The 25,640-nt window shown below is 64.9% G+C and carries 19 protein-coding genes; 11 read left to right on the top strand and 8 right to left on the bottom strand.

All coding sequences use genetic code 11. The features are described from left to right. Positions 1–8: 8 nt before the first annotated feature. The 3 genes from LZC95_23575 to LZC95_23565 are packed head-to-tail and all read left to right on the top strand — an operon-like array spanning position 9 to position 2,726. Complete coding sequence (locus LZC95_23575; GenBank protein ID WXA99782.1) at positions 9–539, top strand: sigma-70 family RNA polymerase sigma factor; 531 nt, start codon at positions 9–11, stop codon at positions 537–539. Continuing rightward, a complete protein-coding gene (locus tag LZC95_23570) occupies positions 532–1,164 on the top strand; it encodes a hypothetical protein (protein ID WXA99781.1) in 633 nt (210 codons plus the stop codon). Before LZC95_23575 ends, LZC95_23570 begins: the two co-directional genes overlap by 8 nt. Continuing rightward, complete coding sequence (locus LZC95_23565) at positions 1,161–2,726, top strand: caspase family protein (protein ID WXA99780.1); 1,566 nt, start codon at positions 1,161–1,163, stop codon at positions 2,724–2,726. Before LZC95_23570 ends, LZC95_23565 begins: the two co-directional genes overlap by 4 nt. Here LZC95_23565 and LZC95_23560 read toward each other — a convergent pair. From LZC95_23560 to LZC95_23545, 4 genes are all read right to left on the bottom strand, one after another. Beyond that, complete coding sequence (locus LZC95_23560) at positions 2,723–3,760, bottom strand: hypothetical protein (protein WXA99779.1); 1,038 nt, start codon at positions 3,758–3,760, stop codon at positions 2,723–2,725. The genes LZC95_23565 and LZC95_23560 overlap by 4 nt on opposite strands. 55 nt (positions 3,761–3,815) lie before the next feature. Further along, positions 3,816–6,548: an outer membrane protein assembly factor BamA gene (gene bamA / locus LZC95_23555; GenBank protein WXA99778.1), complete on the bottom strand. Its 2,733-nt coding sequence runs from the start codon at positions 6,546–6,548 to the stop codon at positions 3,816–3,818. 201 nt (positions 6,549–6,749) lie between these two features. After that, positions 6,750–8,141, bottom strand: coding sequence for a thioredoxin family protein (locus tag LZC95_23550; GenBank protein ID WXA99777.1), 1,392 nt, complete (start codon positions 8,139–8,141; stop codon positions 6,750–6,752). 87 nt (positions 8,142–8,228) lie between these two features. Continuing rightward, on the bottom strand, positions 8,229–9,473 hold the full coding sequence (locus LZC95_23545; GenBank protein WXA99776.1) for an MFS transporter: 1,245 nt from the start codon (positions 9,471–9,473) through the stop codon (positions 8,229–8,231). A 116-nt stretch (positions 9,474–9,589) separates the two neighbouring features. On the opposite strand from LZC95_23545, the gene LZC95_23540 reads away from it, so the two are divergent. The 6 genes from LZC95_23540 to LZC95_23515 all read left to right on the top strand — a co-directional run bounded on the left by LZC95_23540 (position 9,590) and on the right by LZC95_23515 (position 17,426). Next, positions 9,590–11,521 carry a DNA topoisomerase VI subunit B gene (locus LZC95_23540; protein WXA99775.1) on the top strand — a complete coding sequence of 644 codons (1,932 nt, stop codon included), beginning with the start codon at positions 9,590–9,592 and terminating at the stop codon, positions 11,519–11,521. 12 nt (positions 11,522–11,533) lie between these two features. After that, complete coding sequence (locus tag LZC95_23535) at positions 11,534–12,664, top strand: DNA topoisomerase IV subunit A (protein WXA99774.1); 1,131 nt, start codon at positions 11,534–11,536, stop codon at positions 12,662–12,664. Between the two features lie 35 nt (positions 12,665–12,699). Continuing rightward, entirely contained in the window at positions 12,700–13,443 is a 744-nt protein-coding gene (locus tag LZC95_23530) for a TerB family tellurite resistance protein (GenBank protein ID WXA99773.1), read from the top strand. Positions 13,444–13,540: 97 nt separating this feature from the next. Further along, positions 13,541–15,385, top strand: a complete 1,845-nt coding sequence (locus LZC95_23525) for an amidohydrolase family protein (GenBank protein ID WXA99772.1) — start codon at positions 13,541–13,543, stop codon at positions 15,383–15,385. After that, complete coding sequence (locus tag LZC95_23520; protein WXA99771.1) at positions 15,382–16,008, top strand: TetR/AcrR family transcriptional regulator; 627 nt, start codon at positions 15,382–15,384, stop codon at positions 16,006–16,008. The genes LZC95_23525 and LZC95_23520 overlap by 4 nt, the downstream gene beginning before the upstream one ends. A 14-nt stretch (positions 16,009–16,022) precedes the next feature. Further along, positions 16,023–17,426: an ATP-grasp domain-containing protein gene (locus LZC95_23515; protein WXA99770.1), complete on the top strand. Its 1,404-nt coding sequence runs from the start codon at positions 16,023–16,025 to the stop codon at positions 17,424–17,426. Positions 17,427–17,606: 180 nt separating this feature from the next. On the opposite strand, the gene LZC95_23510 is transcribed toward LZC95_23515, so the two are convergent. From LZC95_23510 to LZC95_23500, 3 genes are all read right to left on the bottom strand, one after another. Next, a complete protein-coding gene (locus LZC95_23510; GenBank protein WXA99769.1) occupies positions 17,607–18,914 on the bottom strand; it encodes an insulinase family protein in 1,308 nt (435 codons plus the stop codon). Continuing rightward, on the bottom strand, positions 18,911–20,290 hold the full coding sequence (locus LZC95_23505) for an insulinase family protein (GenBank protein ID WXA99768.1): 1,380 nt from the start codon (positions 20,288–20,290) through the stop codon (positions 18,911–18,913). The genes LZC95_23510 and LZC95_23505 overlap by 4 nt, the downstream gene beginning before the upstream one ends. Positions 20,291–20,568: 278 nt before the next feature. After that, positions 20,569–22,053: a sigma-70 family RNA polymerase sigma factor gene (locus LZC95_23500; protein WXA99767.1), complete on the bottom strand. Its 1,485-nt coding sequence runs from the start codon at positions 22,051–22,053 to the stop codon at positions 20,569–20,571. A 467-nt stretch (positions 22,054–22,520) separates the two neighbouring features. On the opposite strand from LZC95_23500, the gene LZC95_23495 reads away from it, so the two are divergent. Both LZC95_23495 and LZC95_23490 read left to right on the top strand, forming a co-directional pair. Beyond that, positions 22,521–23,033: a polysaccharide deacetylase family protein gene (locus tag LZC95_23495; GenBank protein WXB00215.1), complete on the top strand. Its 513-nt coding sequence runs from the start codon at positions 22,521–22,523 to the stop codon at positions 23,031–23,033. A gap of 50 nt (positions 23,034–23,083) precedes the next feature. Beyond that, complete coding sequence (locus tag LZC95_23490) at positions 23,084–24,142, top strand: polysaccharide deacetylase family protein (protein ID WXA99766.1); 1,059 nt, start codon at positions 23,084–23,086, stop codon at positions 24,140–24,142. A gap of 74 nt (positions 24,143–24,216) precedes the next feature. Here the strand turns inward: LZC95_23490 and LZC95_23485 are convergent, their stop codons facing one another. Beyond that, the gene (locus LZC95_23485; GenBank protein ID WXA99765.1) at positions 24,217–25,590 is read right to left on the bottom strand and encodes a phenylacetate--CoA ligase family protein; all 1,374 of its coding nucleotides are present in this window, start codon (positions 25,588–25,590) and stop codon (positions 24,217–24,219) included. Positions 25,591–25,640: the final 50 nt, after the last annotated feature.

Raw genomic sequence — 25,640 nt, 5'->3', positions numbered from 1 at the left:
CCTACAGCATGGCATACGCTGATTCGGTGAGCGGCGGCCTGTCCGATACGGAGCTGGCGATGCTCTACGAGAAGTACTCATTTCTCTTGATTCGCCGCCTGCGCGTGCTGCTTCGCGACGAATCGCTGGCGCAGGACGTGTTGCACGATGGTTTTCTCAAATTGATGCAATCGGGGGGCGCCCTGCGGGAGGCGCAAGCGCCACTGCGCTGGCTCTATCGCGTCTTCGACAATCTGGCCATCGATCGGCTGCGAACGCGCCGTGCGCGTGGGCAGCACGAGTCGATCCACCACGTCGGCGAAGATCGTGTGGGGCCCGCGCCCGGTGTCGATGTCGAGGGACGCGATGCGGTCGTGAAGCTGCTCGGCGAGCTCGGAGAGGACGATGCGCGCATCGCGATTCTCGTCTTCGTCGACCGACTGACGCAGGAGGAAGCGGCGGGTGAGCTAGGATTGTCGCGGGTGACCATCAACAAGCGCGTGAAGGCGCTGCGGGAGCGGGCCAGCGTCTTTTTGCGAGGCGAGGAGCAGCATGCCTGACGAAACCGAGCATCCGAGCGCGCTCGCCCTGGAAAGCGTGGCATCCGGCGAGGACATGCCGGAGGTCCGCGCCCACCTCGAAAGGTGCGATGCATGTAGACTGCACGTGGATGCGCTCGCGGGTGCGATGAAGGCCACGTCTTCCGGCGCCGAGTACGTGGCGAAGCTTCGACGTCCACGGCGGAAGCCGCTGCGGCTGGCCTTCATCGCGGCGCCGCTGGCATTGGCCGCGGGGCTCGTGTTGCTCCTTCGGGGACCGGCCCAGGAGGATCGGCTCAAAGGGGGCGTGGCGTTTTCGATCATCCGCGATCGCGAGGGGGGCCAGGAGCGCATTTCGGGGCGGTGTCGGGTCAGGGCAGGGGACCGGTTGCTTCTCGAGTTTGCGACACCCGAGCGTCGCACGCTGGAAGCCGGCATTCTGACGACGAAGGGCGAGTGGCTCCCGATGCAGCCGCCCGCGGACGTGGACCCAGGGACGCACTTGAGTCCATCGTCGGTGCGCGTCGACCGCGAGGGGCTCGAAGGTCGTGCCCTCGTGGGGACGCCCGGCGATATCGCCCATGCGCGGGCCCACGAGCCCAGCGCGGCTGCGAGCATCGTGCTCGAGCGGGATCCTGCGCCGTGAGGTTGCCTGCGGTGCTCGCCGGAGTGCTCATCGCAGCGTGCGCCGCGCAGGCCCGTGCCGAACCGGTTCGGATCCTGGTGGCCGTCGGTCATTCCGAGGGCCGGGGCGACGAGAGGCCGCTGAAGCACACGCGCGACGATGCCGCGCGCGTTCGCGACGTGCTGCGTTCGCGCGGCGGCGTGGCCGCGGAAGCCGCGATCGTCCTTGCCAATCCAACGGCGGCCGACCTCACCGCGGCCTTGGCCCGCGCCGACACGATGGCACGCACCCATCGGCCCGACGAGGTGACGCTCTTCTTTTACTTCAGCGGACACGGTGACGGTCGCGCGATGCACTTCGGCCGCGAGACGGTCCCGTTCACCGATCTTGCGGCGCAACTCGGAAAAATCCCCGCGCGGTTGCGCGTGGTGATCACGGACGCATGCCGCTCGAGCGACGCCGTTCGCGAAAAAGGTGGCGTGCTCGAGCCGGCGTTCGTGGTGAACGTGGACGAAATGCGGTCGGCATCCGGCGCCGTGTGGATTCATGCGTCGTCCGACGGCGAGGCCGCGCAGGAGTCGGATGCCCTCGGCGGTGCCGTCTTCACGCATTACTGGGCCACGGGCCTGAACGGCGCGGCCGATGCCAACGGCGATGGCCGGGTGACGCTGTCGGAGTCCTTTGCCTTTGCCTACGATCAGACGGTGTTTCGCACCGCGAACAGCTCCCGCATTCCGCAGCGACCGAGCCTTGCCCTCGACCTTCGCGAATCGGCGCCCCTCGTACTCACGCGGACCTCGGCCACCAATGCGCGCCTCGTGCTGCCGCGGGAGGGCAATGTCTCGTACGTCGTCTATGCCGTGGGCTCACGCACGGTTCTCTCGGAAGCGTGGGGGCAGGACGATCGCGCGATTTCCCTGGCGCTTCCCGCCGGGCGCTACATCGTGCATCGCCGAGCATCGGGCCGCGCGGGCGCGGCGGAACTGCTCCTCGCGGCCGGCGAAACCCGCGATTTGCGCGACCCGGACTTTCGCCCATTCACCGAGGAATCCCTCGCTGCCAAGGGTGGCACCCTGCGTTTTCACGCGCACGAAGTGGGGGTCGGCTACGGGGTGGCCGTGGGTCATCTCGCGCCTTTCGGCCATGGTCCCATCGTCCAGTACGCGTACCGCGGCGACGAGTGGACTTGGAGCGCCCACGTGGGGCTCGTGTTTTCCTCGCGCGATGCGGAGCGGGCGACGGAGACGTCGCGTCGATGGGAGGCGGGCGTGGCCCTCGAGCGCGAATGGCGCACAGGATCCGCATCGTTTCGTCTCGGCGGCGGCCCCGTCGTCTCGTACTACGATCGCACGCTGCAAAGACCCGATGCGGATCTCCTGGCCCGCGGCGGCTACTCCGCCGAGATATCCCAGCAGACCGTTGCCCCCGGCGTCGAACTCCACGCCTTCACGCGCTGGTCGTTGGGCACACGCCTTTGGTGCGGGCTGCGCATCCAAGGCACCGCGAACGTGGCGACCCTCGATGGCACGCGCCAAATTCTCCTTCACGGCGCCGCAAGCCCGATGCTCGGCGCGGATTTCTAAAGCACCCCGCGGGCGCGCAGCCTTTCTTCGAGCGCATCGGCGCCCGCCGGACACTCCGTTCGAGCATGCGCCACGAGGCGTTGGCTCAACGCACCCATGGTCCCGCTCGTCCGAACGTCGTGCAGCGCTTCGAGCGCAACACGCTGCAGAGCAGCGTATCCACACGCCGGCGCCGTGGCGAGCATCGGCCCGACGACGAGGGCACTGTTGCTGTATTCATCGGGCGCTTGGTACTGCTCCGGGTGCGTCTGGAGCTCCTCGCGCAACGCTCCCACCCAAACCGGAAAGGCTGCGGCAAACCGCGGCGCATCGATCTGCGATTGGAACAGATCCGCATCGCGCAGGATCCGGTCGGGGCAATGCAGCTCGCGCGTGAGATCGATGGCTGCGTCCATCCACGCATACTCGGCAAACCGCGTGATGCGCAGCTCGAGGGCGGCCAGCAAATTGGGCGCCAGCTCCGTGATGCCCAGCGGAATGCTCGAGGTGCCCGCATCGCTGCCCGCGATTTTTCGATGAATGATGTGCCCGATCTCGTGAACCAGCACACCGGTATCCACGACCGGGCTGCTCGTGGTGACCTCCACGAATACGGTCCCGTTCCGCTCGCCGAGGCTTCCCGTCGTGGGCATTCCGGCATTGGCCTTCACGAGGGAAATGGGCACGTCCTTCACCGGTGCGAGCCCTATCTCGGCGAGCCGCGCATTGTACGAACGCAGCGCCCGCGTTGCGTGCACGTACGTGTGCGCATACGCAAACCGCGCGTCCGTTTCCGCGAAGCAGTAGCAGCCGCTCGCATCCGGCTTCACGTCCTCGGGAACGTCGCGAAGGCGAACCACGTCGTTCGTGAACGGCGACCCCGCGAACGGCTCGATCGCCACCGTTTCGAAGGTCGCCGTTTCCCCGGCCAACTCCGCCACCCGCGCGCGGGGCGATTCGGTGATTCGTTCACGCGAACTCGAAGCGTCTTCCGCACCCGATCCACATCCGGCCACGGCGCATGCCGCGAGGCCCATCCACCATCGTCGAACCATACCTACGAAGACGGACGAGCCCCGAAGGATGTAAACCGCGCCGGCGAAAAATCCGTCAGAAGAAGTTGCCGATGGTGAACTCGAACACCGACGACTCTTCGTTGAAGATTCGGTAGAGCGGGAAGCCCCACTCGAACCGCAGCGGACCGAGGGGCGAGAACCAGCGGATACCGAAGCCGGTGCTGGTGCGCAGCTTGAGCAGGCTCGAGGCGGAGAAGCACGGGCTCACCACGCCCGGGAACTGCGGGGCCGGCGTGGTCTTGCAGAACTGATCCTCCGTGTTCCACGCATTGCCCATGTCGTAGAAGACGACGCCGCGAATACCGACTTTGTCGATGATCGGGAATTCGAGCTCCAAGTTCGAATACGCCTGCAAGTTACCGCCGATGTTCGCGCCATTGGGGATCGGCGTCGCATTCGGGTCGAGCGTCTGGTTCAGCGGTAGACGCGTACCGATGGTTCTCAAGCGGTACCCGCGCATGTCCAGAATGCCGCCGAGGAAGAAGCGCTGGTAAATCGGCACGCCGGCGGAACTCGGGCTGGTGATGTACCCCAGCTCCGTTCGCAGCTTGAGCACGAAGCCGGAGCCCGGCTGCCCGGTGCTGCCACCCAGGTTGTAATAGAATTGCCCCGAGAGGCGGTGGCGCAGGTACTGGACTTCGCTGCCCAACGCGTCGTTGGCGAACTCCGTCGACAGGTTCACGTAGATACCCGACGTCGGAAAGAGCCGGTTGTCGCGGGTGTCGTACGCGATGGAGGGGCGGAGCGAAATCGTGCGGCCGTCGTTGAACAGATTGGCCAGCGGCAGGCGAGGGAACGTGTTGATGACGCTCGAGGTGCTGCCGAAGAACGTCGTCGTATTCTGCGTGTTGACCTTGTCGTACTGCACCGTGCCGGTCAGCGACAGACGCAGCCATGGCTGCACCAGCGCGTAGCCGTAGGTCAGCGACGCACCGTTCGAGCTTCGCGAGAAGTCGCTGAACACGTACAGCTGATTGAACAGCTCCGTGCTCATCGACCAGTCCGAGTTGAGGAAGTACGGCTCGAAGAAGCGGACGCTGACGATCTGCCGCAAGCTCGAAATCTGGGCCTGCAAGGCGAGCGATTGCCCGTTTCCGAACAGGTTCGCCTGTTGGATCTGCGCGGTGGCGATGAAGTTCTCCACCGAGCTGAAGCCGGCGCCCACCTGGAACGTGCCGGTCGCACGCTCGGCGATCTCGAAGTAGATCGTCACGCGATCCGGCGCCGAGCCGATTTCCGGCGTGACGTCGACGCGCTCGAAGTAGCCGAGGGCGGTGATGCGCTTCTTCGAGGTCTCGAGCTTGGTCTCCGAGTAGAGCTGCCCCTCCTGGACCTCCATCTCACGGCGGAGCACCTTGTCGCGCGTCTTGGTGTTGCCCTTGATTTCGATGCGCTCGATGCGGGTGAGCGGGCCGCGCTTGATCGGGATGACGATGTCGACCTCGCGCTTGACGCTGTCGAGCTCCGTTTCCGGATCGGCCTCCACGCTGTAGTAGCCCGCGTCGCGGTAAAGCGTGCGCACGGCCTGCAGGTCCTTCACCACCTCGGCGCGGTTGAACCAGTCGCCGCTATGGGCGCGGATCAATTGGCGCAGGGCGCGGCGGCCGCCGAGCGGCTCGACCTCGTTGCCGTCGGCGTCGCGTTCGAACACGCGGAGCTGCCGAATCTTGAAGCGCGGACCCTCGTGGATCACCAGCGTGATCTCGATGCCTTCGCGGTCGGGCGTGAGCATGACGCGCGGAGTACCGATCTGCACGTTCATGTAGCCCTTGTCGTAATAGAGCGCGCTCATCATGAGCACGTCGCGCTCGAACATGTCCTGCCGGTACGGACCGCCCGATCCGAAGGAGAAGAGCGAGCCTTGGCCCGTCTGCATCACCTCGCGCAATTCGCTCTCGGGGACGTTCTCGTTGCCGATGAAGGTGATGCGCCGAACGGTGACCTGCTGGTGCTCGACGATCTTGAACTTGACGATCACCTCGTTTTCGCGCTGCGAATCGATGGTGAAGTCGACGTCGGCGAGGAAGTACCCCTTCTCCTGGTACATGTCCTTGATCTTCTGGACGCTGCGGCGCACGGCCGGAACGCTGAGGATCGTGTTCGCCTTGACCTCGATGCCCTCGGTCAGCTTGTCGGTCTCGATTTCGTCGTTGCCCGAGAACTCGATGGCCTTGATGTTCGGCCGCTCGCGCACGAGGAAGCGCAAGGTGACGCCGCGGTCGCCGCGGGTGAGGTCGACTTCGACGTCGTCGAAGAAGCCCGCATCCCAGAGGGCGCGCACGTCGCCGGTGAGCGTCTCCATCTTGAAGGGCTGGCCAATCTTCTCCTTCAAGTACGAGAGGACCTCGTCCTTCGTGGTCTTGCGGTTGCCGCTCACCTCGATGGCAACGATGTTGTAGCCCTCGGCCTTGTCACCCTCGGTCTGCGGGATGCGAATGGTGGGGCCCAGCGCCTCGGTCGCGGGTGCGGCGGGCGCGTTGGGGTCGGCGGCGCCGGCATCCGGAGCGGGCGTGGTCGTCGAAGCAGCGGGCGGTGCCCCTGCATCCGGCGCCGGACCTGCCCCAGGCTTCGGTTGCGAAGCCGGACCTGCCCCAGGCTTCGCTTGCGAAGCGGGAGTTGCCTGCGCCCATGCGACGGAGGAAAGGCTACCCGTGAGAAGCATCGCCAACGTCGCGCCGAACGCGAACAGGGCGATGAAGAAGACACCGCGGCATCGCTGCCCACGCCGCGAAGGCGCATCGACGGTACGAACGGAGATCGAGCGCATCAAGAGCTGGTGAGCAAGGCGGCTGGGAGGGACGGAAAGGGGAGGTTGAGAAGGGAGAAGTTGACACGCTCGTAGCGCAGCAAAGCCTAGGAGGTCAACCGCGCGTCGCGCTCCCCAACGCCTTTTACACGTCGACGATTTTCATTCCCACGCCGGCGACTTTTCTGCTCGGCCGTCCGTCAGCGGTCCTAGTGCTGGTCTCTAGCGCTGCGCCGTCGCGCCGCTTCCGAGCTTCGCGCGGCGTTCGGCGAGTTGGGCGCGAAGCTTTTCGTACCCGTCGCGCAGCGAAAGCGTGGAGGCGAATTGCAGGGCTTCGTCCAGGGCCTGGCGCTCGGCGGCACTGTCCTTTTTGGCCGCCGCAATATCGGCTTTGAGCTGATAGAGCCGCAGTTTGCGCGGGCCATACGACTTGGAGATGGCGCGGGAGGCCGCGTCGAGGGCCTCGTCGTAGCGTTTCAACTCGAAATACGTGCGAGAAAGGCGCGCCGGCGGGTTGTAGTCATCCGGAAAGTCGCGTTCGGTCTGCGAAAACATGGGAATGGCCCGCGCCGGATCGCCGAGCTCGAGGTAGGCGAGCAGGCGGTGGGCGTCGAAGACCGCTCGGCCCTTGGCGTCGGGCGCACGCTGCGCCTCGCCCTCGAGGAAGGCGGCCCATTCGGCGGCCATCTGCTTGGCCACGTCCTTTTTTCCCTCGGACTTGAGCGCCGAAATGAGCTCGTCGAAGGCTCCCGAGCGATCGTCCGCGAGGATCTTCGCCTTCGTATGCACGATGTCCGTCAGCTCTTTGACGAGCGGCGCGAGGTGCGCATGTGCGGGCGAGCCCTGCGGTTGATCCTGCGCGCACCCCGCACCGATCACGGCCGCGTTCACGCGGTACGAGCCCATGGGAAGCGTGTGCGCCTCGTGGTCGGCCACCTCGGCGCATCGTTCGGCCTGCTTGATCGTCGAAAGATCGGTCACGTACGCCGCCACCGCCTCCGCGCGATGGTTCCACGTGCGCGGCGAGGCTGCGAGCGCCTTCTCGTAAAGCCGCGCAGCGCCTGCGGGATCTTTGTGCGCATCGGCGCGAACGCCCTCGGCAAAGAGCGATTCGGCCTCGTTCGCATTTCCGTCTTTCTTCCGCACGCCATCGAGCGCGGCGGCGAGCTCCGGTGCGGTGAGTGCGCCGGCCAGCTTCCACGAGATCTGCTCGGTCTGCGGATCGATGACCCACAACGTCGGCAGGACGCTGAGTCCGAATTTCTGGAAGAACGGCGCGTTCTGGTCCTTCTCGCTATCCACCGAGAGCCAGACGAAATTGTCGGCCTGGGCGCGCATCTCGGGCGCGGTCAGCACGTAGCTTTTCAGACTGAGGCACGAGTGGCACCACGTTGCCCAGCCATCGACGAAGAGCGGCTTGTTCTTCGCTTTGGCCTCGGCCAACGCCCGCGGATAATCGTCCTCGATGAAGGGGAGGGGGGCGTCTTTCGCTCTGGCCGAGGCCGCGGTGGTCTGTTGGGTTGCCGGTGTCGATGAGGCTGAAGAAGACTGGTGCCCGCAGCCTGCTGTGACGAAGCCAAGGACGGTCGCGGCAAGAAAGACAACGTGTCGCATAGGATGATTCTCCGTTCGTGGCAGGCGCGTGACGAAGCAGGGTGCGCGGGTAAACAGTGCCGCACTCTACGCGAGCCAGGACCGGAGTCAATTTGCACTGGCGGGATTTGCTTGCTTTTTCAGCGGCTTGCCTGGCACGAACCAGATGATCGCGCCGATGGCGAACCCAGCCGTAATGAGAAACATCGCCGCACGCATGGGGAGCTGATCCGCAAGTGCTCCGATGAGAGGGGGCGACCAGAGGTCCCCGAACAGATGAATCGCGAAGATGCTCAGGGCCATAGCGCTAGCGCGGCGCTCCTCGGGCACGCTTCGCAGGAGCGCCGCGTTGACCGGCGATTGCGACACGAACAGAGCAATTTCGCATGCCAGGGCCACGGCGAAGAACGTTCCCGCCGAGTCCGCAACGAAACAAAGGGCCGTGAGCGGTGCGCCCAGGGCCGTGCTCCATGCGCAGACGGAGAGGTACCCGAGCGAAGCATTTTGGTCCGGATGGCTCTCGCCGCGATCCTGCTTTGCGGCTTTGTCCCCGAGGAAACCACCGATCACGGTGCCGATCGCCCCGCCCACCACGGTCACCATTCCGAAGCGGAAATTCGCCGTTTTCAAGTCGAGGTGGAACGTCTCGTAGAGGAACGTTGGTGCCCAAAAGGCAAGCCCGCCGATGGCAAACGTGTACGCCGCATAACCGAGCACCGCGCGCCGGTAGGTGCGTCGCGGATAAAGATCGCGCATGGCCGTGAGCATCGGCTCCTTGGCCTTGGCCACGGCGCGGCGTTCCGGCTCGACGACCGCCAGGCAGAGAAGAGCGAGCAAAAGCCCCGGCCCGCCCGCGACGAAGAACGCTGCGCGCCACCCGAAGGCATGTTCGACGAAGCCACCCGTGAGGTACCCGAGCGCCGAGCCAATCGGCATCGCCGTGTAAAACACGGAGAGCCATCGCCCGCGCTTCTCGGGCGGGGCGAGGTCGTCGATGATCGTGGGCGCGATGGTCGCGTAGCTGGCCTCGCCGATGCCCACGAAGGCACGCGAGGCGAGCAGCGACCATTTTCCCGCCGCAAACCCCGTCCAAAGGGTCGCAAGGCTCCACACGGCGACCCCGAGGGCCATGAGCCGCGTGCGCCGTCCCCGGTCGCCCAGCACGCCAAACATCGGGCTCGTCGCGAAATAACCCACGAGAAACACGGTGGCCGCTGTGCCCTCGACGAGCTTCGTCAATGCGAGCTCCGCCTCGATCTTCGGCAGCACCGCCGAGAGGACGTAGCGGTCCAGGTAGTTGAGGAGATTCAGCCCGGTAAGCAGGATCAGAATGACGAGCGGTCGCCGGATCACGTCAGCAGGCTATCCCGGTCAAGGGCCACGAGCTTGACATTTGTTCAACCCACGAGCTACGTCCGCTCCCTGGATCGGGATCGCCTTAGGCGCCCCGCCTTCGGGAGTTATCACCTATGCCGAAAAGAGCCGCCAAAGCCAGCGAGCGGATCGAATCCGAAGAGACCCCCGCCGTCGAGGAAGCCGCATCTGCAGCCGCATCTGGATCTGGCACTCGCCCCGCGCGAAGGGCCACCGCCGAGACCATGGCCTCGCGCCAGCGCGAGATTTCGGTCAGCGAATTCTTTACGAAGAATCGCCACCTCCTCGGCTTCGACAATCCCGCCAAGGCGCTGCTCACCACCGTCAAAGAGGCCGTGGACAACTCGCTCGACGCTTGCGAGGAAGCCGGCATCTTGCCGGACCTCATCGTCGAGGTGAAGGAGGTGGGCAACCCCACGAACGCCTCCGGAGCATCGCGCTTTCGCGTCTCCATCGAGGACAACGGCCCGGGCATCGTCAAACCGCAGATCGCGAAGATCTTCGCGAAGCTCTTATATGGGTCGAAGTTCCACCGTCTAAAGCAATCGCGCGGGCAGCAGGGCATCGGCATCAGCGCCGCGGGCCTCTACGGCCAGCTCACCACGGGCCGCCCGGTGGTCATCATCTCGAAGATCGGCAAGGGCCGTCCGGCCCACCGCATCGAGCTGCGCATCGACACGAAGCGCAACCACCCCGACGTCCTCAAGGACGAAATCGTCGAGTGGGACAAGGAGCACGGCACCCGCGTCGAAATCGAGCTGGTGGCGGCTTACCGCGGCGGGCGCACCGGCGTGGAGGCTTACCTCGAGCAAACCGTGGTGGCCAACCCGCACCTCGGGCTGACGTACCACCCGCCCAAAGGCGAGGTGCTCTCGTTCCCGCGCGTGGCCAACGAGCTGCCGCGCGAGGCCGAGGAGATCAAGCCGCACCCGCACGGTGTCGAGCTGGGAATGCTCCTGCGCATGCTGCACGATTCACCGGGCAAGTCGGTGAAGCAGGTGCTCATCGACGACTTTTCGCGCATCAGCCCGGCCCTGGCCGATCAAGTGTGCGAGCTCGCCAAGGTGAAGCCGAAGACGTCGGCGGCCAGTATCGTAGGCGACGACGTGGATCGCCTGCACAAGGCGCTGGGCGAGGTGAAGGTCAAGGCGCCGTCGGCCTCGTGCGTCGTGCCCATCGGCGAGGAGCTCCTCATCGAGGGCCTGAAACGCCGCTTCAAGGCGGATTTCTACGTGTCGACGACGCGCCCGCCCTCGGTTTACCGCGGCAACCCGTTCGTGGTGGAGGTCGGCCTCGCCTACGGCGGCGAGCTTCCGACGGACGATCCCGCGGACGTCATGCGCTTCGCCAACCGCGTGCCCTTGCAGTACCAGCCCAAGGCCTGCGCCATCAGCGAGGCCATTTACGATACGAACTGGCGCTCGTACGAGCTGCAGCAGCCCCGCGGCGCCTTGCCGCTCGGCCCCTTGGCGGTCGTGGTGCACCTGGCGAGCGTCTGGGTGCCCTTCACCAGCGAGGCGAAGGAAGCCGTCGCGCACTACGACGAGCTGCTTCGCGAGATGAAGCTCGCCGTGCAGGAGTGCGGCCGCAAGCTGGGGGCGCACCTGCGTGCCCGCGAGCGCGCGGTCAGCGAGCAAAAGCGTCTGCACCTTTTCCAGCGCTACATTCCCGAGGTGGCCGAGGCCATCGGGGCGATCCTTTCGAAGCCGAAGGACGCCGTGCAGCAGTCCTTCTACTCCGCCCTGCCGAACTTCGTGCGCATCGTGCAGGAGCAGCCGGAAAAGCCCGACGGAGAAGGCTCTCCCGCCCCGAGCGAGCCGCCCCCGCCGGCCAGTGGAAGTGAGCCCCCGCCGGCGCCTCCGAAGGCCGCTGCCGCCGCCAAGAAGGGGAGCGCGAGCGCGAAGAAAGCGCCCCCGCCGCCCCCGGCCAAGGCGCCCCCGACGAAGAAGGCACCGCCGCCCCCGCCCAAGAAGGGCGCCCCGCTGCCGAAGAAGCGCACGAAACCCGAGCTACGGACCCAGGTCTAAGGAGAACAACCCATGGCCGCCGCGAAGAAAGCCACGACCAAGCCCAAGGCATCCGACAAGGACGTTCGTACGCTCCGCAAGATCGAGCAGCTCGCTCAAGCCGCGGTACGCACCGTCGAAAAGAAGGAGAACCCCGCGCTATCCATCCGCATGCGGGCGCTGTCCAACGTCTCCTTCAACGAGAAAAAGCGCATCATCGAGCTGGGTCAGAAGACGCAATCGCGCGAGTTTTTCAACACCGCGATGGCCCGCAAGTTCATGCAGACCTTCCTCATCGCGCGCGGCTGCAAGACGCTGATCGACGAGGGCAAGACGGTCAGCATTCGTCAGATGTTCTACATGACGAAGCACACGCTCCAGGGCAGCTCGGAGAACACCTTCGAGGACCAGAGCGAGAGCGATCCCATCATCGAGGACCTCGAGGTGGGCATCGACGCGCTGCGCGAGGAGCTTCATCTCTTCGCCAACAAGCGCGGCCTCGTCGTGGGCTCGCTCGTCGTCAACGACGCGGGCGACGAGATCGATTTGACGCGCATGGGCCGCGGAGGGTGGGGGATCCCGAGCATCTGCGAGGACGATCAGCTCCGTTTCGTGCGCAACAAGGCCGAGTTCATCCTCTGCGTCGAGAAGCAAGCCGTCTGGCACCGCCTCAACGAGGATCGCTTCTGGGAGAAGCACAAGTGCATCCTCATGACCACCGAGGGCCAGGCCGCCCGCGGGTCGCGCCGGCTACTGCAACGCATGGCCACCGAGCTGAAATTGCCCATTTACGTCCTCGTCGATAACGATCCGTGGGGGCTCTACATCTACTCGGTCCTCAAGCAGGGCTCGATCAACCTGGCCTACGAATCAATGCGCATGGCCGTCCCGGGCGTTCGCTTCTTGGGCATGAGCTCGTTCGACTACAAGAAGTTCACCCTGCCCAAGGCGGTGGAGATCAAGCTCTCCAAGGAAGACATTTCCCGCGCCGAGCAGATGAAGGCGTACCCCTGGTTCAAGGACAAGAAGTGGCAGCGTGAGATCCAGGAGCTGCTGAAAAACGGCTTCAAGATGGAGGTCGACGCCCTTCTCACGAAGAGCATTTCCTTCATCACCGAGGAGTACATTCCGAAGAAACTGCGGGACAAAGATTTCCTTCAGTAAAGCCTTCTGCCGCATAATGGAGGCTGGAGGTCATCATGGTGACGGCGTTCGTCTTCATCACCGCGGTACCGGAGCGTCAGGAGGAGCTGCTCGATGTGATTGGCGCGCGCGCCGAGGTCGTCGAGTGCCATCGCTTCGTCGGGGGCGAGCTCATGGCGCGCCTTTCCTGTGCCGATCTGGCGGGGGTTCATCAGTTCGTGGCCGATCAACTGCGGAACGAAGGGGTGGAGATCCGCATCGAGCGCGTCGAGGACACGGTGAAATCGGCGACGGCGGCGGCCGCATTGGACAACGTGACCGCCAAGCGCGGCGCGTCCATTCCGCCGCCTCCGCCTAGCGTCAACCCACCGAGCCGCTCGCGTCCGCGTCCTCTGACGAACCGCGAACGCGATGTCATCCGCGCGCTGGCCGCCGTTGTTTGGGTCGATGGAAATGCCGATCCGGCGGAGCTCGAAATCGTCGATCAGGTCATCTCCGGGTATGCCGTCACCCCCGAGCAGCGCAAAGAGCTCACGGCCTTCGTGCGCAGCGAGCGAAAGCTCGACACGGACATGGCGCTGGAGCACCTCGGCGCGGAGGATCGCGAGCTCTTGCTCACCAATGCCGCGATCATCACCCACGCCGATGGGGTGCAGCTTCCCTCGGAAAAAACGATGCTGGCCAAGCTCGGGAAAATGCTCGGCTACTCGGAAGAGCAGGCCACCGTCATCGTTCAGTCGGCCGTGGAAGAGGGCGCGATCAGCCTCTCCAGCCGGGCGCTGGAAGACGAAGCGGACTGAATTTGCGAGAAATTTCAGCGTGGTGAAACGTTTGCGCTGATAAAAAGATTGCGAGCGGTCTCTATCTCGTTACCATCCGGCAACGAGAGGTTGGCCAATGGAGACCGCGTACGACGTCATCATTCGCAATGGCCGCTGGTTCGACGGGACGGGGGCACCCTCCGCCGTGCGCCATCTCGGCATTCGCCAGGGACGCATCGCAGCCGTGTCTTCGGTGCCGCTCCCCGAAGAGGGCTGTCCCGAGATCATCGAGGCCGAGGGAAAGTGGGTGCTGCCTGGCTTCGTCGACATCCACACGCACTACGACGCGGAGATCCTCGCCGCGCCGGGCCTGCGCGAATCCGTTCGCCATGGCGTGACCAGCGTCTTCCTCGGAAGCTGCTCCATCGGGACGGTGCACTCCTCCGCGCTCGATTGCGCGGACCTCTTCAGCCGCGTCGAGGCGGTGCCGCGCGAGTACGTGCTCGCGCTGCTCGAGCGCCACAAGTCCTGGCAGACCGCGGGCGACTACGTGCGCTTTCTCGAGTCGATGCCGCTCGGCCCCAACGTGGCGGCGTTCCTCGGGCACTCGGACATGCGCGCGACCGTGATGGGCCTGGGGCGCTCCGTCGATCCGAACGAGAAGCCCACCGAGGACGAGATGCGCCGGATGGAGCAGATGCTCGACGACGCGCTTTCACAGGGATTCCTCGGGCTCTCCACGATGACCAATCCGTGGGACAAGCTCGATGGTGAGCGGTATCGCTCCAAATCGCTGCCCTCGACGTTCGCCCACTGGAACGAATACCAGAGGTTCAATCGCATCCTGCGCGCCACCGGGCGCGTTCTCCAGAGCGCGCCGAACATCACCACGAAGGTGAACGCGGTGCGCTTTCTCTGGGAGAGCATGGCGCTCTTCGGACGCAAGGCGCTCAAAACGACGCTTCTCACCGCCGCCGACGCCAAATCGAGTCCCTTTTTGGTGCGTGCACTCTGCGCGGTGGCGCGCTTCATCAATCGCTTCACGGGAGCGGACTTCCGCTGGCAGCATCTGCCGGTGCCCTTCGAGGTGTACGCCGATGGCATCGACTTGGTCGTCTTCGAGGAATTCGGCGCCGGACGCGCAGCCTTGCACCTCCAAGAGGAAGTGGAACGCAATCAGCTATTGACCGATCCGAAGTACCGCCGCGAATTCCGTCGCGATTACGAAGCGAAATTCACCCCGCGCGTGTGGCAACGTGATTTCCACGATGCGCACATCGTGGCGTGCCCCGATGGGTCGGTGGTGGGCAAATCCTTCGGGCAGGTGGCCGACGAGCGCGGAATTCACCCGGTGGACGCGTTTCTCGATTTGGTCGTTCAATATGGGACCAAGGTTCGGTGGCGAACCACGATTGCCAATCATCGCACGCCGGTGCTCGACCGATTGGCTGCCGATTCGGCCGTGCAAATGGGATTTGCCGATTCGGGTGCCCATCTTCGCAATATGGCCTTTTACAATTTCCCCATTCGCATGCTACGCCGGGTGAAGGCAGCCATCGATGGGGGAACGCCGTTCATGACCTTGGAGCGCGCCGTTCACCGGCTCACCGGCGAGCTCGGTGGCTGGTACGGTATTCACGCGGGCACGTTGCGCAAAGGCGATCGCGCCGATGTCGTCGTGCTCGATCCCGCGGGCCTCGATGCCAGCGTGGACGCGTATTACGAGGCGCCGGTGCCGGAGTACGGCGGGCTCTCGCGCATGGTGAACCGAAGCGATGCCGCGGTGAGGGCCACCCTCGTCGCGGGCCGTGTCGTGTATCAGAATGGGCAATTTCTCGCAGGCTACGGGGAGACCCTGCGTACGGGCTCTTTTCTTCGTGTCGGCGAGCGCAGCACGGACGCGGCCACGGCCACGTCCGGCAGTTCACGCGAGCAGTCGGGCACCAACGAGGTCACCAGCGGAGGCGAGTGCGCAGCATGAGCGAAGAGATGACATTGCCAAAGGTCCGTCGCAGTCAGCGTGAGCGGCGTGAAAGCACGATGGCGAAGTTGGTGGAGGCGACCATCGATTCGTTGCGCGAGGTCGGCTATGCCGCCACGTCCGTGAAAGAGGTCTGCCGCCGCTCCGGCGTTTCGCATGGCGGGCTCTTTCGTCACTTCCCGTCGATGCTCGAATTGATCCTCGCCGCGGCGGAGGAAGTGGCCCGCCGCCAGATTGCCGAGTTCGAGCGGCGTTTCTGGCAGGCGCCGCACGAGGAGCCGTCGCTGCATGCCGCGATGCGCATGCTGCGCGATGCCTGCCGCACGCCGATCAATTCGGTGTGGTACGAGCTTCTGGTGGCGGCACGCACGGATGCGCCGCTTCGAACGGCGCTCGAGCCGACGATCCGCCGGTATTACGCATCGATCCGCACGACGGCGTCGCGCCTTCCGGGCATCGACTCCATCCCGGAGGACCTGTTCGAGACGCTTCTCTTCACGTTGGTGCACGTTTTCGACGGCGAGTCCTTGGCTCGCGTGGTTCTGCCGCATCCCGAGCTGGAAGAGCGCCGCATGTCGCTTCTCGTCGGCCTGATCGAGCTTTTGCAGCAGCGGCGCGCCTGATAGAACGCGGCGGCATGTCCGCCCTTTTCGAGAAAGTTCTCATTGCGAATCGCGGTGAGATTGCGCGCCGCGTTATTCGAACCTGCCGCCGTCTAGGTATCAAGACGGTGGCCGTGCACTCGGAGGCCGATGCCAACGCGCCGCACGTGCACGAGGCCGACGAGGCGGTGCTCTTGGGCCCGCCCCCGCCCAAAGATTCGTATTTGAATCGCGATGCGTTGCTCGCCGCCATCGAGAAGACTGGCGCGCGGGCCGTGCATCCGGGCTACGGCTTTTTGAGCGAAAACTCCGACTTTGCGCGCCGCGTGGCCGAGCGGGGCGTGACCTTCATCGGTCCCTCGCCCGAGGTGCTCGACGCCTTTGGCGACAAGATGAAGGCGCGCCACGTGGCCCTCGCGGCGGGGACGCGTCCCGTGCCGGGCACCGACGAGCCCATCGCGATCGACACGCCCGAGGGCGTGGCCGAGGCAAAGGCCGTGGCCGGGCGCGTGGGCTATCCGGTGATCGTGAAGGCCGTCGGCGGTGGCGGCGGCATCGGGATGCAGATCGTGCGCGAGGAAGCCGGCATGGAGCGCGCGCTGAAGACGTGCTCGGACCGCGGCAAGGCGTCCTTCGCCGACGCGCGGGTCTACTTGGAGCGCTACGTTCAGGAGCCGCGCCACATCGAGGTGCAGGTGCTCTGCGACGCACAAGGCAACGCGTACGCGTTGGGCGAGCGCGAGTGCAGCATGCAGCGGCGCCATCAGAAGATCCTCGAGGAGTCGCCCTCGCCGGCGGCGTTCTTCCAGGGCGAAGAAGGCGCAAAGCGCCGGGCGGATCTCTTCGACGCGGCGCTCCGCGTGGTGAAGAGCGTCGGTTACGTGGGCGCGGGCACGTGCGAGTTCATCGCGGACGCCTCGGGCGATCTGTTCTTCCTGGAGGTGAATGCGCGCCTGCAGGTCGAGCACCCCGTCACGGAGATGGTGCTCGGCCTCGATCTGGTGGAGCTGCAGCTTCGCGTCGCCGCGGGCGAGCCGCTGCCCGATCTATCGCGGGTGCATCCCGAGGGGCACTCCATCGAGGTGCGCGTCTACGCCGAGGATCCGAAGAAGGGGTTCATCCCCAAGCCGGGCGCCATCGACGAATTGGTCTGGGCCGGCGGCGTGGGCGATGCCCAAACGCGCGCCCTGCGCATCGAATCGGGCGTGGCCGCCGGCTCGAAGGTGACGCCGTTCTACGATCCCATGGTGGCCAAGGTCGTCGCCTGGGGCGCCGATCGCGAAGCCTCGATCGCCGAACTGGCGCGCGCCCTCGCGGGGACGAAAATCGCACCCTGCGTCACCAACGTCGCCTTCCTCCAGGCCATCCTCGAGAGCCCCGAATTCCGCTCGGGCCGCTACGACACCTCCCTCGCCGAGGTGCTCGCCAAGAGAATTTGAACAGGGAGGGGGGGAGGCGGGGAGGGATACGGCACAAATCCCACCGCGCACCGAGGCTGGTTTGGGTTTTCACTTGGCTCACGAAGCCAACTGAAAAACTAAAAAAGCCTTGGCACGCGGTGGGATTCGCGTTGTATCCCTCCCCGCCTCCCCCCCTCCCTGTTCAATCTTCTGGGAGGGTTAATCGCGGTCGAACGGCACGATGTCGTGCGCGCCGAGTTCGGGAATTGCCTCGCGGACCTTGCCTTCGATTTCCGAGGCGGTGCCCACGATGGAGACCAGCAGGTCGCGCGTCGTGAGGCGGTTTTTCAGGGCGGTGTTGGCCTGCTCCAAGGTGACCGCTTCCACCTGGGCCACGTGGCCGGAGTAGTAATTCGCGGGCAGACCCAGAAGCTCGACGTCGAGCGCCTGGTGCAGCCGCTTGCTGGCGGTGTCGACCTCGAAGGCAAAGGAGCGGGCGAGGTAGCGCTTGATGAAGGCGAGCTCGCGGGCCGTAATGCCTTTTTCCACGAGATCGGTGAAGAGCTCCAGTTGCAGGGCGATGCAGGCGGCGGCGTCGGTGGCTGCGGGGAAGGTCACCATGGCGAACGAATGCCGCTGCCGATCGATGCCCAGGCGCGACGATGCGCCGTAGGACCAGCCGCGCTTCGACCGCACCTCGCGCATCAACCGCGACGTGAAGGTGCCGCCGAATACCGCGTTGGCGACGGTCAGCGGAATGTGGTCGTCGTCGTGCGGCGACGTGCCCAATTGGCCAATCACGATCTGCGTCTGCGTGCGCTCCGGCTTGTCCACGAAGACGAGACGGCGCCCGGCAATGGGCGCGGGCGGGGGAACCGGATCCTCCAGCCGCGGGCCGTCGGGGATATCGCGAATGAGGCGCCGCGCATGCTTCTCCGCCGCCTCCAGCGAAATGTCGCCCGAAAAGCCGATGACGATGTTCCCTTTGACGAAGTGCTTGCGGTACTCCGCACGCGCATCATCCGTCGTCAATGATTCCACACCCGGGATGGTGCCCGCCGCCGAGCGCGAGTACGGATGATCGCGGAACAGCCCGCGGCGAAAGGCCCGCTGCGCGAGCGCCCTGTCGTTGTCGCGCGCGCCGATCAGATCGGCCACGATTTCGCGCTTCAAACGCCCGAATTCGTCCTCGGGGAACGTCGGCGACTCCAGCAAGGTCGCGAACAACTCGATGAACGGCCCGAGGTTGCGCTCGATGACCTGCCCGTACACCGTGGAGATCGACGCGTTCACGTCGAGCGATATCTCGCTGCCCAATCGGTCCAGCGCATCTTCGATCTGGTGCGATGTCAGATCGCGCGCGCCGCGGCGGAGCATGCCCAGCGTGGTGCGGAAAAGCCCTTGCTTCTCCACCGAATCGTGCGCGGAGCCGCTCCGCGTGGACACGACCACCTCGACCAACGGAATCGCATGGCTCTCTTCGACGTAGAGCAGCGCTCCGCCTTCCAGCTCGATGCGCGTGGTCATTCTGCGGCCTCCGTCCCCCGAGGGGAGGCTGGCGCGCAGCTCGTCGCTTCTTCGGGCTGCACGTGAATCGTCGTGCGGGCGCGATCCACCAGGTAACGGCGCGCCACGCGCAGCACGTCACCCATGGTGGTGCGGCGGTACTCTTCGAGCCGCCGGAAGCTCACCGATGCGTCCCCGAGCACCGTCTCGTAAAAGCCAATTTGCTCCGCCTTGCCGCTCATCGTCTCCATCGATTGCAACGTCGATAGCTCCAGCCGCGCTTTGGCGCGCACCAATTCATCCTCGGAAATGGGCACTTTCTTCGCCCGATCCAGCTCCTCTGCCAACACCGCCTCGATTTCCGCCGCCGTTTTGCCCGGCCGCGCGGTGAAGTGCAATTCGTACAATCCCGGATCGCGGAAGGTGGCCACCCAGCCGCGAAGATCGCTCGCCAGCTCCTTCTCGATGACCAGCGACCGGTACAAGCGCGAGGCTCGCCCGCCGAAGAGAATCTCGTTGAGCACCGTCAGATGCGCATGATCGGCATCGCCCAACGCGGGGCCGTGGAATCCGATGTAGAGCTTTTCCGTCGGCGTCGGCTTGCGGATGGCTACGCGTCGCTCTTCGAGCTGCGGCGGCTCGGGGTGCGTGTCCTCGAAGGGGATCTCCGAACTCGGAATGGGGCCGTACGCTTTTTGAATCTTCGCGAGGACGTCCTTTTCTTTGATATCGCCGCAAATCACGACCATCGCATTGTTCGGCGCGTAATACGTCCGATAAAACGATTCGCAATCTTCGGGCGAGAAGTTGTGGATGTCCTCCATCCAGCCGATGGTCGGCCAGTGGTACGGGTGCACCGTGTACGCCGTCTTGTAGAGCAACTCGCTGGCCGTGCCCTCGATGTCGTCGTCCACGCGGAAACGGCGCTCGTTCGCGACGACTTCTTTCTCGCTGGCGACCTGCGGCTCGCGCAACACCAGGTGCGCCATGCGGTCGCTCTCCAGCTCCACCGCGAGCGACAGGCGATCGGCCGGGAGGCTCTCGTAGTAGTAGGTCCAGTCCAGCCAGGTGGCGGCGTTCGACTCGGCGCCGTTCTCTTCCAGCTTGCGATCGAACTCGCCCGCCTTGAGCGACTCCGTCTCGTTGAACATGAGGTGCTCGAAGAGGTGCGCCAGCCCGGTCTTTCCAGGCTTCTCGTGGCGCGAGCCCACACCGAACCACGTGAAATAGCTCACCACGGGCGCACTGCGATCGACCAGGAGCCGCACCCGCAGCCCATTTTCCAGCCGATAGCGCAGAACTTCGCCCCCGCCGAAGGGCACCTCCCCCTCGAAGGTGATTTTCGACCCATCCCCCGTGTTAAGCGCTTCGATCCACTTCGCTCGTGCTGTGCTCACGGGCCGTGTTTAGCACGGCCGCAGCTCATTAAGGTGGCACTTCGGCCCTGCGGCCTCCGGCCCCTCCGTGGACTACGGCCTGGGGGCCTTCGTCGACCTTCGTGGACTCGTGCACTACGAGTCGACTTGGCCTGGGGGCCATCGTCGATCTTCGTGCACTCGTCCACTACGGTTGACTACGGCCTGGGGGCCTTCGTCGACCTTCGTGGACTCGTGCACTACGAGTCGACTTGGCCTGGGGGCCATCGTCGATCTTCGTGCACTCGTCCACTCGTCTACTAGGGTTCTAGATCGGTTCGGAGTCTTCGGGCGCGGGTGGGGAGGCGCAGTTTGCGCAGCGCTTGGGTCTCGATTTGACGAATGCGCTCGCGTGTCAGGGAGAACGATTCGCCGATTTCGCTCAGGGTGCGCTCGTTGCCGTCGTCGAGGCCGAAACGCATGCGGAGTACACGCTCTTCGCGCGGCGTGAGCTCGTTGAGCAGCTCCCGCGTTTCCTGCACGAACCGTTTGCGCACGAGCACATCGACGGGCGCCGGGTTGTGCGTATCTTCGACGAAGTCGCCGAGGCGCGCCTCGCCATCGTCCCCGACCGGGGCCTCCAGCGACACGGGCGTGCGTGCCGCGTTCAGCGCGGTCATCACCTTTTTCACCGGAAGATCCAGCTCATTGGCCAGCTCTTCGGGTGTCGGCTCGCGGCCGTGCACCTGTTCGAGTTGGCGTCGTGCGCGCGCGATCTTCTGGCCGGTCTCCACCATGTGCACCGGCGTGCGAATGGTGCGGCCCTGATCGGCAATGGCGCGCGCGATGGATTGCCGAATCCACCACATGGCGTACGTGCTGAATTTGTATCCGCGGCGATAATCGAATTTCTCCGCCGCGCGCATCAGTCCGATATTGCCCTCTTGAATCAAATCCAGGAGGCCCAGCGGCGAATTCTTCCGTCGCTTGACGATGGACACCACCAGACGGAGGTTCGCCTCCACCAATGCGGACTTTGCCGAGTCGGCTTTGCGCTCGCCCTCGCGGATCGTCGTCACCGTGCGCTGCAGCGCCTCCACCGTCGCGGTATCCTCCGCGTCGTTGTCCGGCACCAGGCGCGCACGCAGGCGGGCCGTGACCCGGTCGAGAACGCCTCGGGTCAGACGGATTTCTTCCAGCGCCTTCCGAGCCCGCTCGCGCGCCACCTTGAGCGGCGACTCCGGCTTCACCGGCTTCTTCTTCGACTTGGCGGCCGCAGCCGTCTTCTTCGAAGCGACCCGAGGCCCGGCCTGGAGGGCCACCTCGGAAGGCGGCGGCGGAATCGACGCGCGCGCGGACGGCTTCGTTTGCTGTACGATTGCAAGATTCCGTACTGCCTCGAATTGCCCGAGCACCTTCACGGTGGCGAGCTGCTCGTCCGTCGGGCTTTCGGACTCGACGGAATTGCGCGTGAGATCGCGCAAACGCATTTTTCCTTCGGCGAGCTCGTCCGCGATGGCCACCAGCTCCCGCACCGCGAATGATGACGAGACGAGCGCGCTCAAAATCATGAGCTCACCCTGCTCGATGCGTTGAGCAAGCTCGACTTCGCCCTCGCGCGTGAGGAGCGGCACCCGGGCGAGCCGGTGGAAATAGGCCTGAACGGAATCCTCGCCGTCGACGGTGCGCGTGGCGCGGGCTTCACTCGCGGCGGCAGGCTTGCCAGCCGAGGCGACTGCAGCCCCACCAACACGAGCAGCGACGGACCTAACGGCAGAAGAACGACTCGTGGACGAACTTTTCACCTGATGAGCTCTTTCCTGAAACGCCATTGAATCAAACACCCCCAATTGACCTCTCATTCCATACGGTCAACCCGACTTCAGGGTCTGGCCGGTCGTGCGTCGCGTTTTCTCGACTTCTCCGTGATCCGATATGTCGTGTTGATACCTGCGTCGCAAGTAGCAAAGGCGCAAGTCTGCCCCGCGCGTGACGTGTTGGACACGGTCGGACGCGGGTCCTTGGTTTTCCAGCGCGAGCGTGGGCGAAACGCAGATTTGCATGAAGTACGTGAAAGAAGCGCAACGCAACGTGCTGAGCGTGCATAAAAGTAGTGATGCTTCCGGCTCGAGAGGGATCGTCCATCTCGCAAATGAAGTCCCAGCTCGTGCGAACGGTCGCGCATGCTCTGCCGTCGAACTTACTGTTCATGCGGGGTCCACACGAAAATCGAAAACGGGTGGCACTCACGTTCGATGACGGGCCCGACGAAATGACACCTCGGTATTTGCGCACTTTGGACCAACTCCATGTGCGTGCAACTTTTTTCCTCCTTGGAATGAACGCGGAAAAGCGGCCCGAACTTGTTCGATCCATCGTCGCTGCAGGGCACGAAGTGGCCAGTCACGGATATTCGCATCGCGCCTTTCCCTCGCTGGACGGGTGCGCTCTGGTCGATGAACTGATCCACACGGCCGATTTGCTCCCGCCCAGTCCTACGCCGAGACCGCTCGTGCGGCCTCCGCGCGGCGAGCTGACGCCGGCCACGTTGGCGCGTGTGGCCTTCGCCGGCTACACGACCGTGCTCTGGTCGCTCGATTCGGACGACTGCCGCACCACGGATTCGATCGAGGTGCAGGAAAGGACCTCGCGCGTTCGGCCTGGCGAGATCATCCTCATGCACGAAGGGCAGTCGTGGACGCTTTCAGCGTTGCCCGCCATCGTCGGGCGCCTGCGTCGATCCGGCTTCGAGCTGGTGACCGTCGGTGAGCTCATGTCTTCGTAACGGTGTGTTCCCGCGTGGCGCGGGCAGAAAGGTGCAAAGGTAGCAGGGCGATGGCGCGCACGAGGCTGTCGAAGCTTCTCGATGAGACGGGGGCTCTCTCATTGGTCTTGCGCATCCGCGGGCATACCGCGAGCCCCTGGCTCACGGTGTTGACGTACCACAGGGTGGCCGATCCCGCGTCGGCCGAGATGGTCGATGGCAACGTGGTGGATGCGCGCCCCGAAGCCTTCGAAGAGCAAATCGTATTTTTGAAACGTTATTGCCATATCATCGGCATGGACGATCTTCTGGCATTCCGACACGGGGCGCCTTTGCCGCACAATCCCGTGCTTTTGACCTTCGACGACGGATATCGCGATAATTTCGATACCGTTCTTCCTCTTCTGGTGCGCCACGGCGTGCCCGGGGTGTTTTTCATCGCTACGCGGTTCATCGAAGAGCGCCGCCTGTTCTGGTGGGATCGCGTGAGCTACCTGGTGAAGCACTCCCCGCACGAGTCCATCACCGTCACCTATCCGCGCCCGCTGACCTTCACCCTGGGAACGAAGCGCGAAGAACGCGTCGCGGCCGCGCGCCGGGCGATGGCCGTGATCAAGAGCCACTACGATCTGGATCTGGCGCGCTACCTGGACGAACTGGAGCGGGCCGCCGGTGTGACCTTGAGCCGCGAATGCGAGCGGCGCATGGTCGACGACCTGATGATGAATTGGGAGCATGTGCTCGGGCTCCGGCGCGCCGGCATGAGTGTGCAATCGCACACACGCGAACACCGTGTATTGTACACGTTGTCCGAGTCGGGCCTTCGCAGCGAGCTGGAAGGGTCGAAACACGACCTGGAGGAGGTACTCGGCGAGCGCGTGGACGCCGTGGCCTATCCGGTGGGCAAGGCCCTGCATCGGGCGCCGCACGCGCGCAATGCCATCCGCGCGGCGGGCTACGAATTGGGCTTCACCAACGGCACGGGCACCAACCCGGTGTGGCGCTTCGACCCGATGGATGTGCGGCGCCTCTCGCTGGAGGTGGACGTTCCGCCCTCGTACTTCCGCGGCATGGTCGCCCTACCGTACTTCGCCTACGAGCCCCACACGATGGCCCGCAACGAGTGGTGATCAGGGTTTAGGGTTTAGGATTTAGGGTTTAGGGGGAAGCCGCCCTCATCCTCTTCTTCCCTAACCCCTAACCCCTAGGCTTCGATGATCACGGTGCGGCGTTTTCCCTCTTTGGTGAGGGGGATCTCGGGGGTCGTTTCGATGCGCACCGGGACCTCTTTCAGCAATTGGGCGCAGCCACGGCGGATGTTTTCGAGCGACACATCGTTGAGCCCATCGCCGGGCACGATGCGCAACGTGATCGAGCGATCGCGGTGTTGAACGACTTGAAACTGGCGCGCGGCATCGGCCAATCCCGTGAAAAGAACGTGGAACGCGACGCCGCTGATGACCGTGCCATCGGCGCCCTTCAGCAGATCCGCGGCGCGCCCTTCCACCTTGGCAATGCGTGAAAGATGCCGCCCGCACGGGCAGCGATCGGCGGGCCCGGCCACGGCCAAATCGCCATTCTTGTATCGGATGAATGGCATACCCAAGTTGTGCAAATCGGTAATGACGACTTCGCCGGTTTCGCCTTCGCGCGCGGGGCGCTCGCGGCCGTCGGGCTCCGTTACCAGAATTTCGACGAGGATGTTCTCCATCGAGACGTGCAGGCCCTCGTGGGCCTCGCACTCGCTGGCGATGAGCATGACCTCGCGGCAGCCATAGGTCTCGAATACGGCGGGACCGAAGGCGCGTTCCAGCTCCGCGCGGTCAGCGGGGAAGAGGCGCTCGGCACCGCAGAGCACCGGGATGGTTCCCCAGGCGCGGAGCCCGTGCCGGTTGATGAAGCGCGCGAGCTCGGCCCCGGCCTGCGTGTAACACACGACGACCTTCGGCGTGTTGCGCTTGAGGACGCGCACCACGTGCCGCAGCTCGCGCTCCGTCATCACCGTGCAGGGGACGTAGGTCTCGCGGCGCATGAAGCGGTCGAGGATCACCTTGGCGCGCGCCTTCGAAAAGTCGAAGCCCGGTGGGTTCGGCGAGCCCCAGAAATAGAGCGCGCGGTCGCCCGGGTGGTACCCCGCCCAGCCGTAACCGCGCAGCTTGATGGCCTGGCGCCAGTATTCGCTGTCGGCGTCGTAGCCGAAGAGAAGCGGCTGCCCGGTGGTGCCTCCGGTGTTCTTGCGCACGGTGGGGAAGGGGTAGGCGACCGACTCGCGGTCGCTGGCGCGCTCGCGGGCCTCCTCACGCGTGAGAACGGGGATCTTGCGAAGGTCCTCGGGGCTCTTGATGTCCGCCTCGGTAATGTCCGCCTGGCGAAACCGCTGCCGGTAGAAGGGGACGTGCGCGTAGGCATGCCGGACGAGCCGCCGAAGCGCACCCGTTTGAATGGCCACCAATTCGTCGAGCGAACGCCATTGCGTCCGTTCGAGGTACTCGTGGCGCGCAAGGGTGGGCCGCCGCCGAACCCTCGACTCCCAGGTGGGCCACAGAATCGACCGAAACAGTTGCCCGTAAATGTCCATGGTACCGTCGGGCGTGCGGGCCCAAAAGTAACGCTGCGGGACGTGGCACG

It is taken from the genome of Sorangiineae bacterium MSr12523 (genome assembly GCA_037157775.1).
GTDB lineage: Bacteria > Myxococcota_A > Polyangia > Polyangiales > Polyangiaceae > Pendulispora > Pendulispora brunnea.
This window is presented reverse-complemented; position numbering and strand designations above follow the sequence as displayed.

What these genes read in the sequence shown, in the direction of transcription:
- LZC95_23540 (WXA99775.1), top strand. Translation starts at nt 9,590, where the DNA reads ATGCCGAAAAGAGCCGCCAAAGCCAGCGAGCGGATCGAATCCGAAGAG.
- LZC95_23535 (WXA99774.1), top strand. Translation starts at nt 11,534, where the DNA reads ATGGCCGCCGCGAAGAAAGCCACGACCAAGCCCAAGGCATCCGACAAG.
- LZC95_23495 (WXB00215.1), top strand. Translation starts at nt 22,521, where the DNA reads ATGACACCTCGGTATTTGCGCACTTTGGACCAACTCCATGTGCGTGCA.
- bamA (WXA99778.1), bottom strand. Translation starts at nt 6,548, where the DNA reads ATGCGCTCGATCTCCGTTCGTACCGTCGATGCGCCTTCGCGGCGTGGG.
- LZC95_23560 (WXA99779.1), bottom strand. Translation starts at nt 3,760, where the DNA reads ATGGTTCGACGATGGTGGATGGGCCTCGCGGCATGCGCCGTGGCCGGA.
- LZC95_23525 (WXA99772.1), top strand. Translation starts at nt 13,541, where the DNA reads ATGGAGACCGCGTACGACGTCATCATTCGCAATGGCCGCTGGTTCGAC.
- LZC95_23485 (WXA99765.1), bottom strand. Translation starts at nt 25,590, where the DNA reads ATGGACATTTACGGGCAACTGTTTCGGTCGATTCTGTGGCCCACCTGG.
- LZC95_23510 (WXA99769.1), bottom strand. Translation starts at nt 18,914, where the DNA reads ATGACCACGCGCATCGAGCTGGAAGGCGGAGCGCTGCTCTACGTCGAA.
- LZC95_23570 (WXA99781.1), top strand. Translation starts at nt 532, where the DNA reads ATGCCTGACGAAACCGAGCATCCGAGCGCGCTCGCCCTGGAAAGCGTG.
- LZC95_23530 (WXA99773.1), top strand. Translation starts at nt 12,700, where the DNA reads ATGGTGACGGCGTTCGTCTTCATCACCGCGGTACCGGAGCGTCAGGAG.
- LZC95_23515 (WXA99770.1), top strand. Translation starts at nt 16,023, where the DNA reads ATGTCCGCCCTTTTCGAGAAAGTTCTCATTGCGAATCGCGGTGAGATT.
- LZC95_23550 (WXA99777.1), bottom strand. Translation starts at nt 8,141, where the DNA reads ATGCGACACGTTGTCTTTCTTGCCGCGACCGTCCTTGGCTTCGTCACA.
- LZC95_23520 (WXA99771.1), top strand. Translation starts at nt 15,382, where the DNA reads ATGAGCGAAGAGATGACATTGCCAAAGGTCCGTCGCAGTCAGCGTGAG.
- LZC95_23575 (WXA99782.1), top strand. Translation starts at nt 9, where the DNA reads ATGGCATACGCTGATTCGGTGAGCGGCGGCCTGTCCGATACGGAGCTG.
- LZC95_23490 (WXA99766.1), top strand. Translation starts at nt 23,084, where the DNA reads ATGGCGCGCACGAGGCTGTCGAAGCTTCTCGATGAGACGGGGGCTCTC.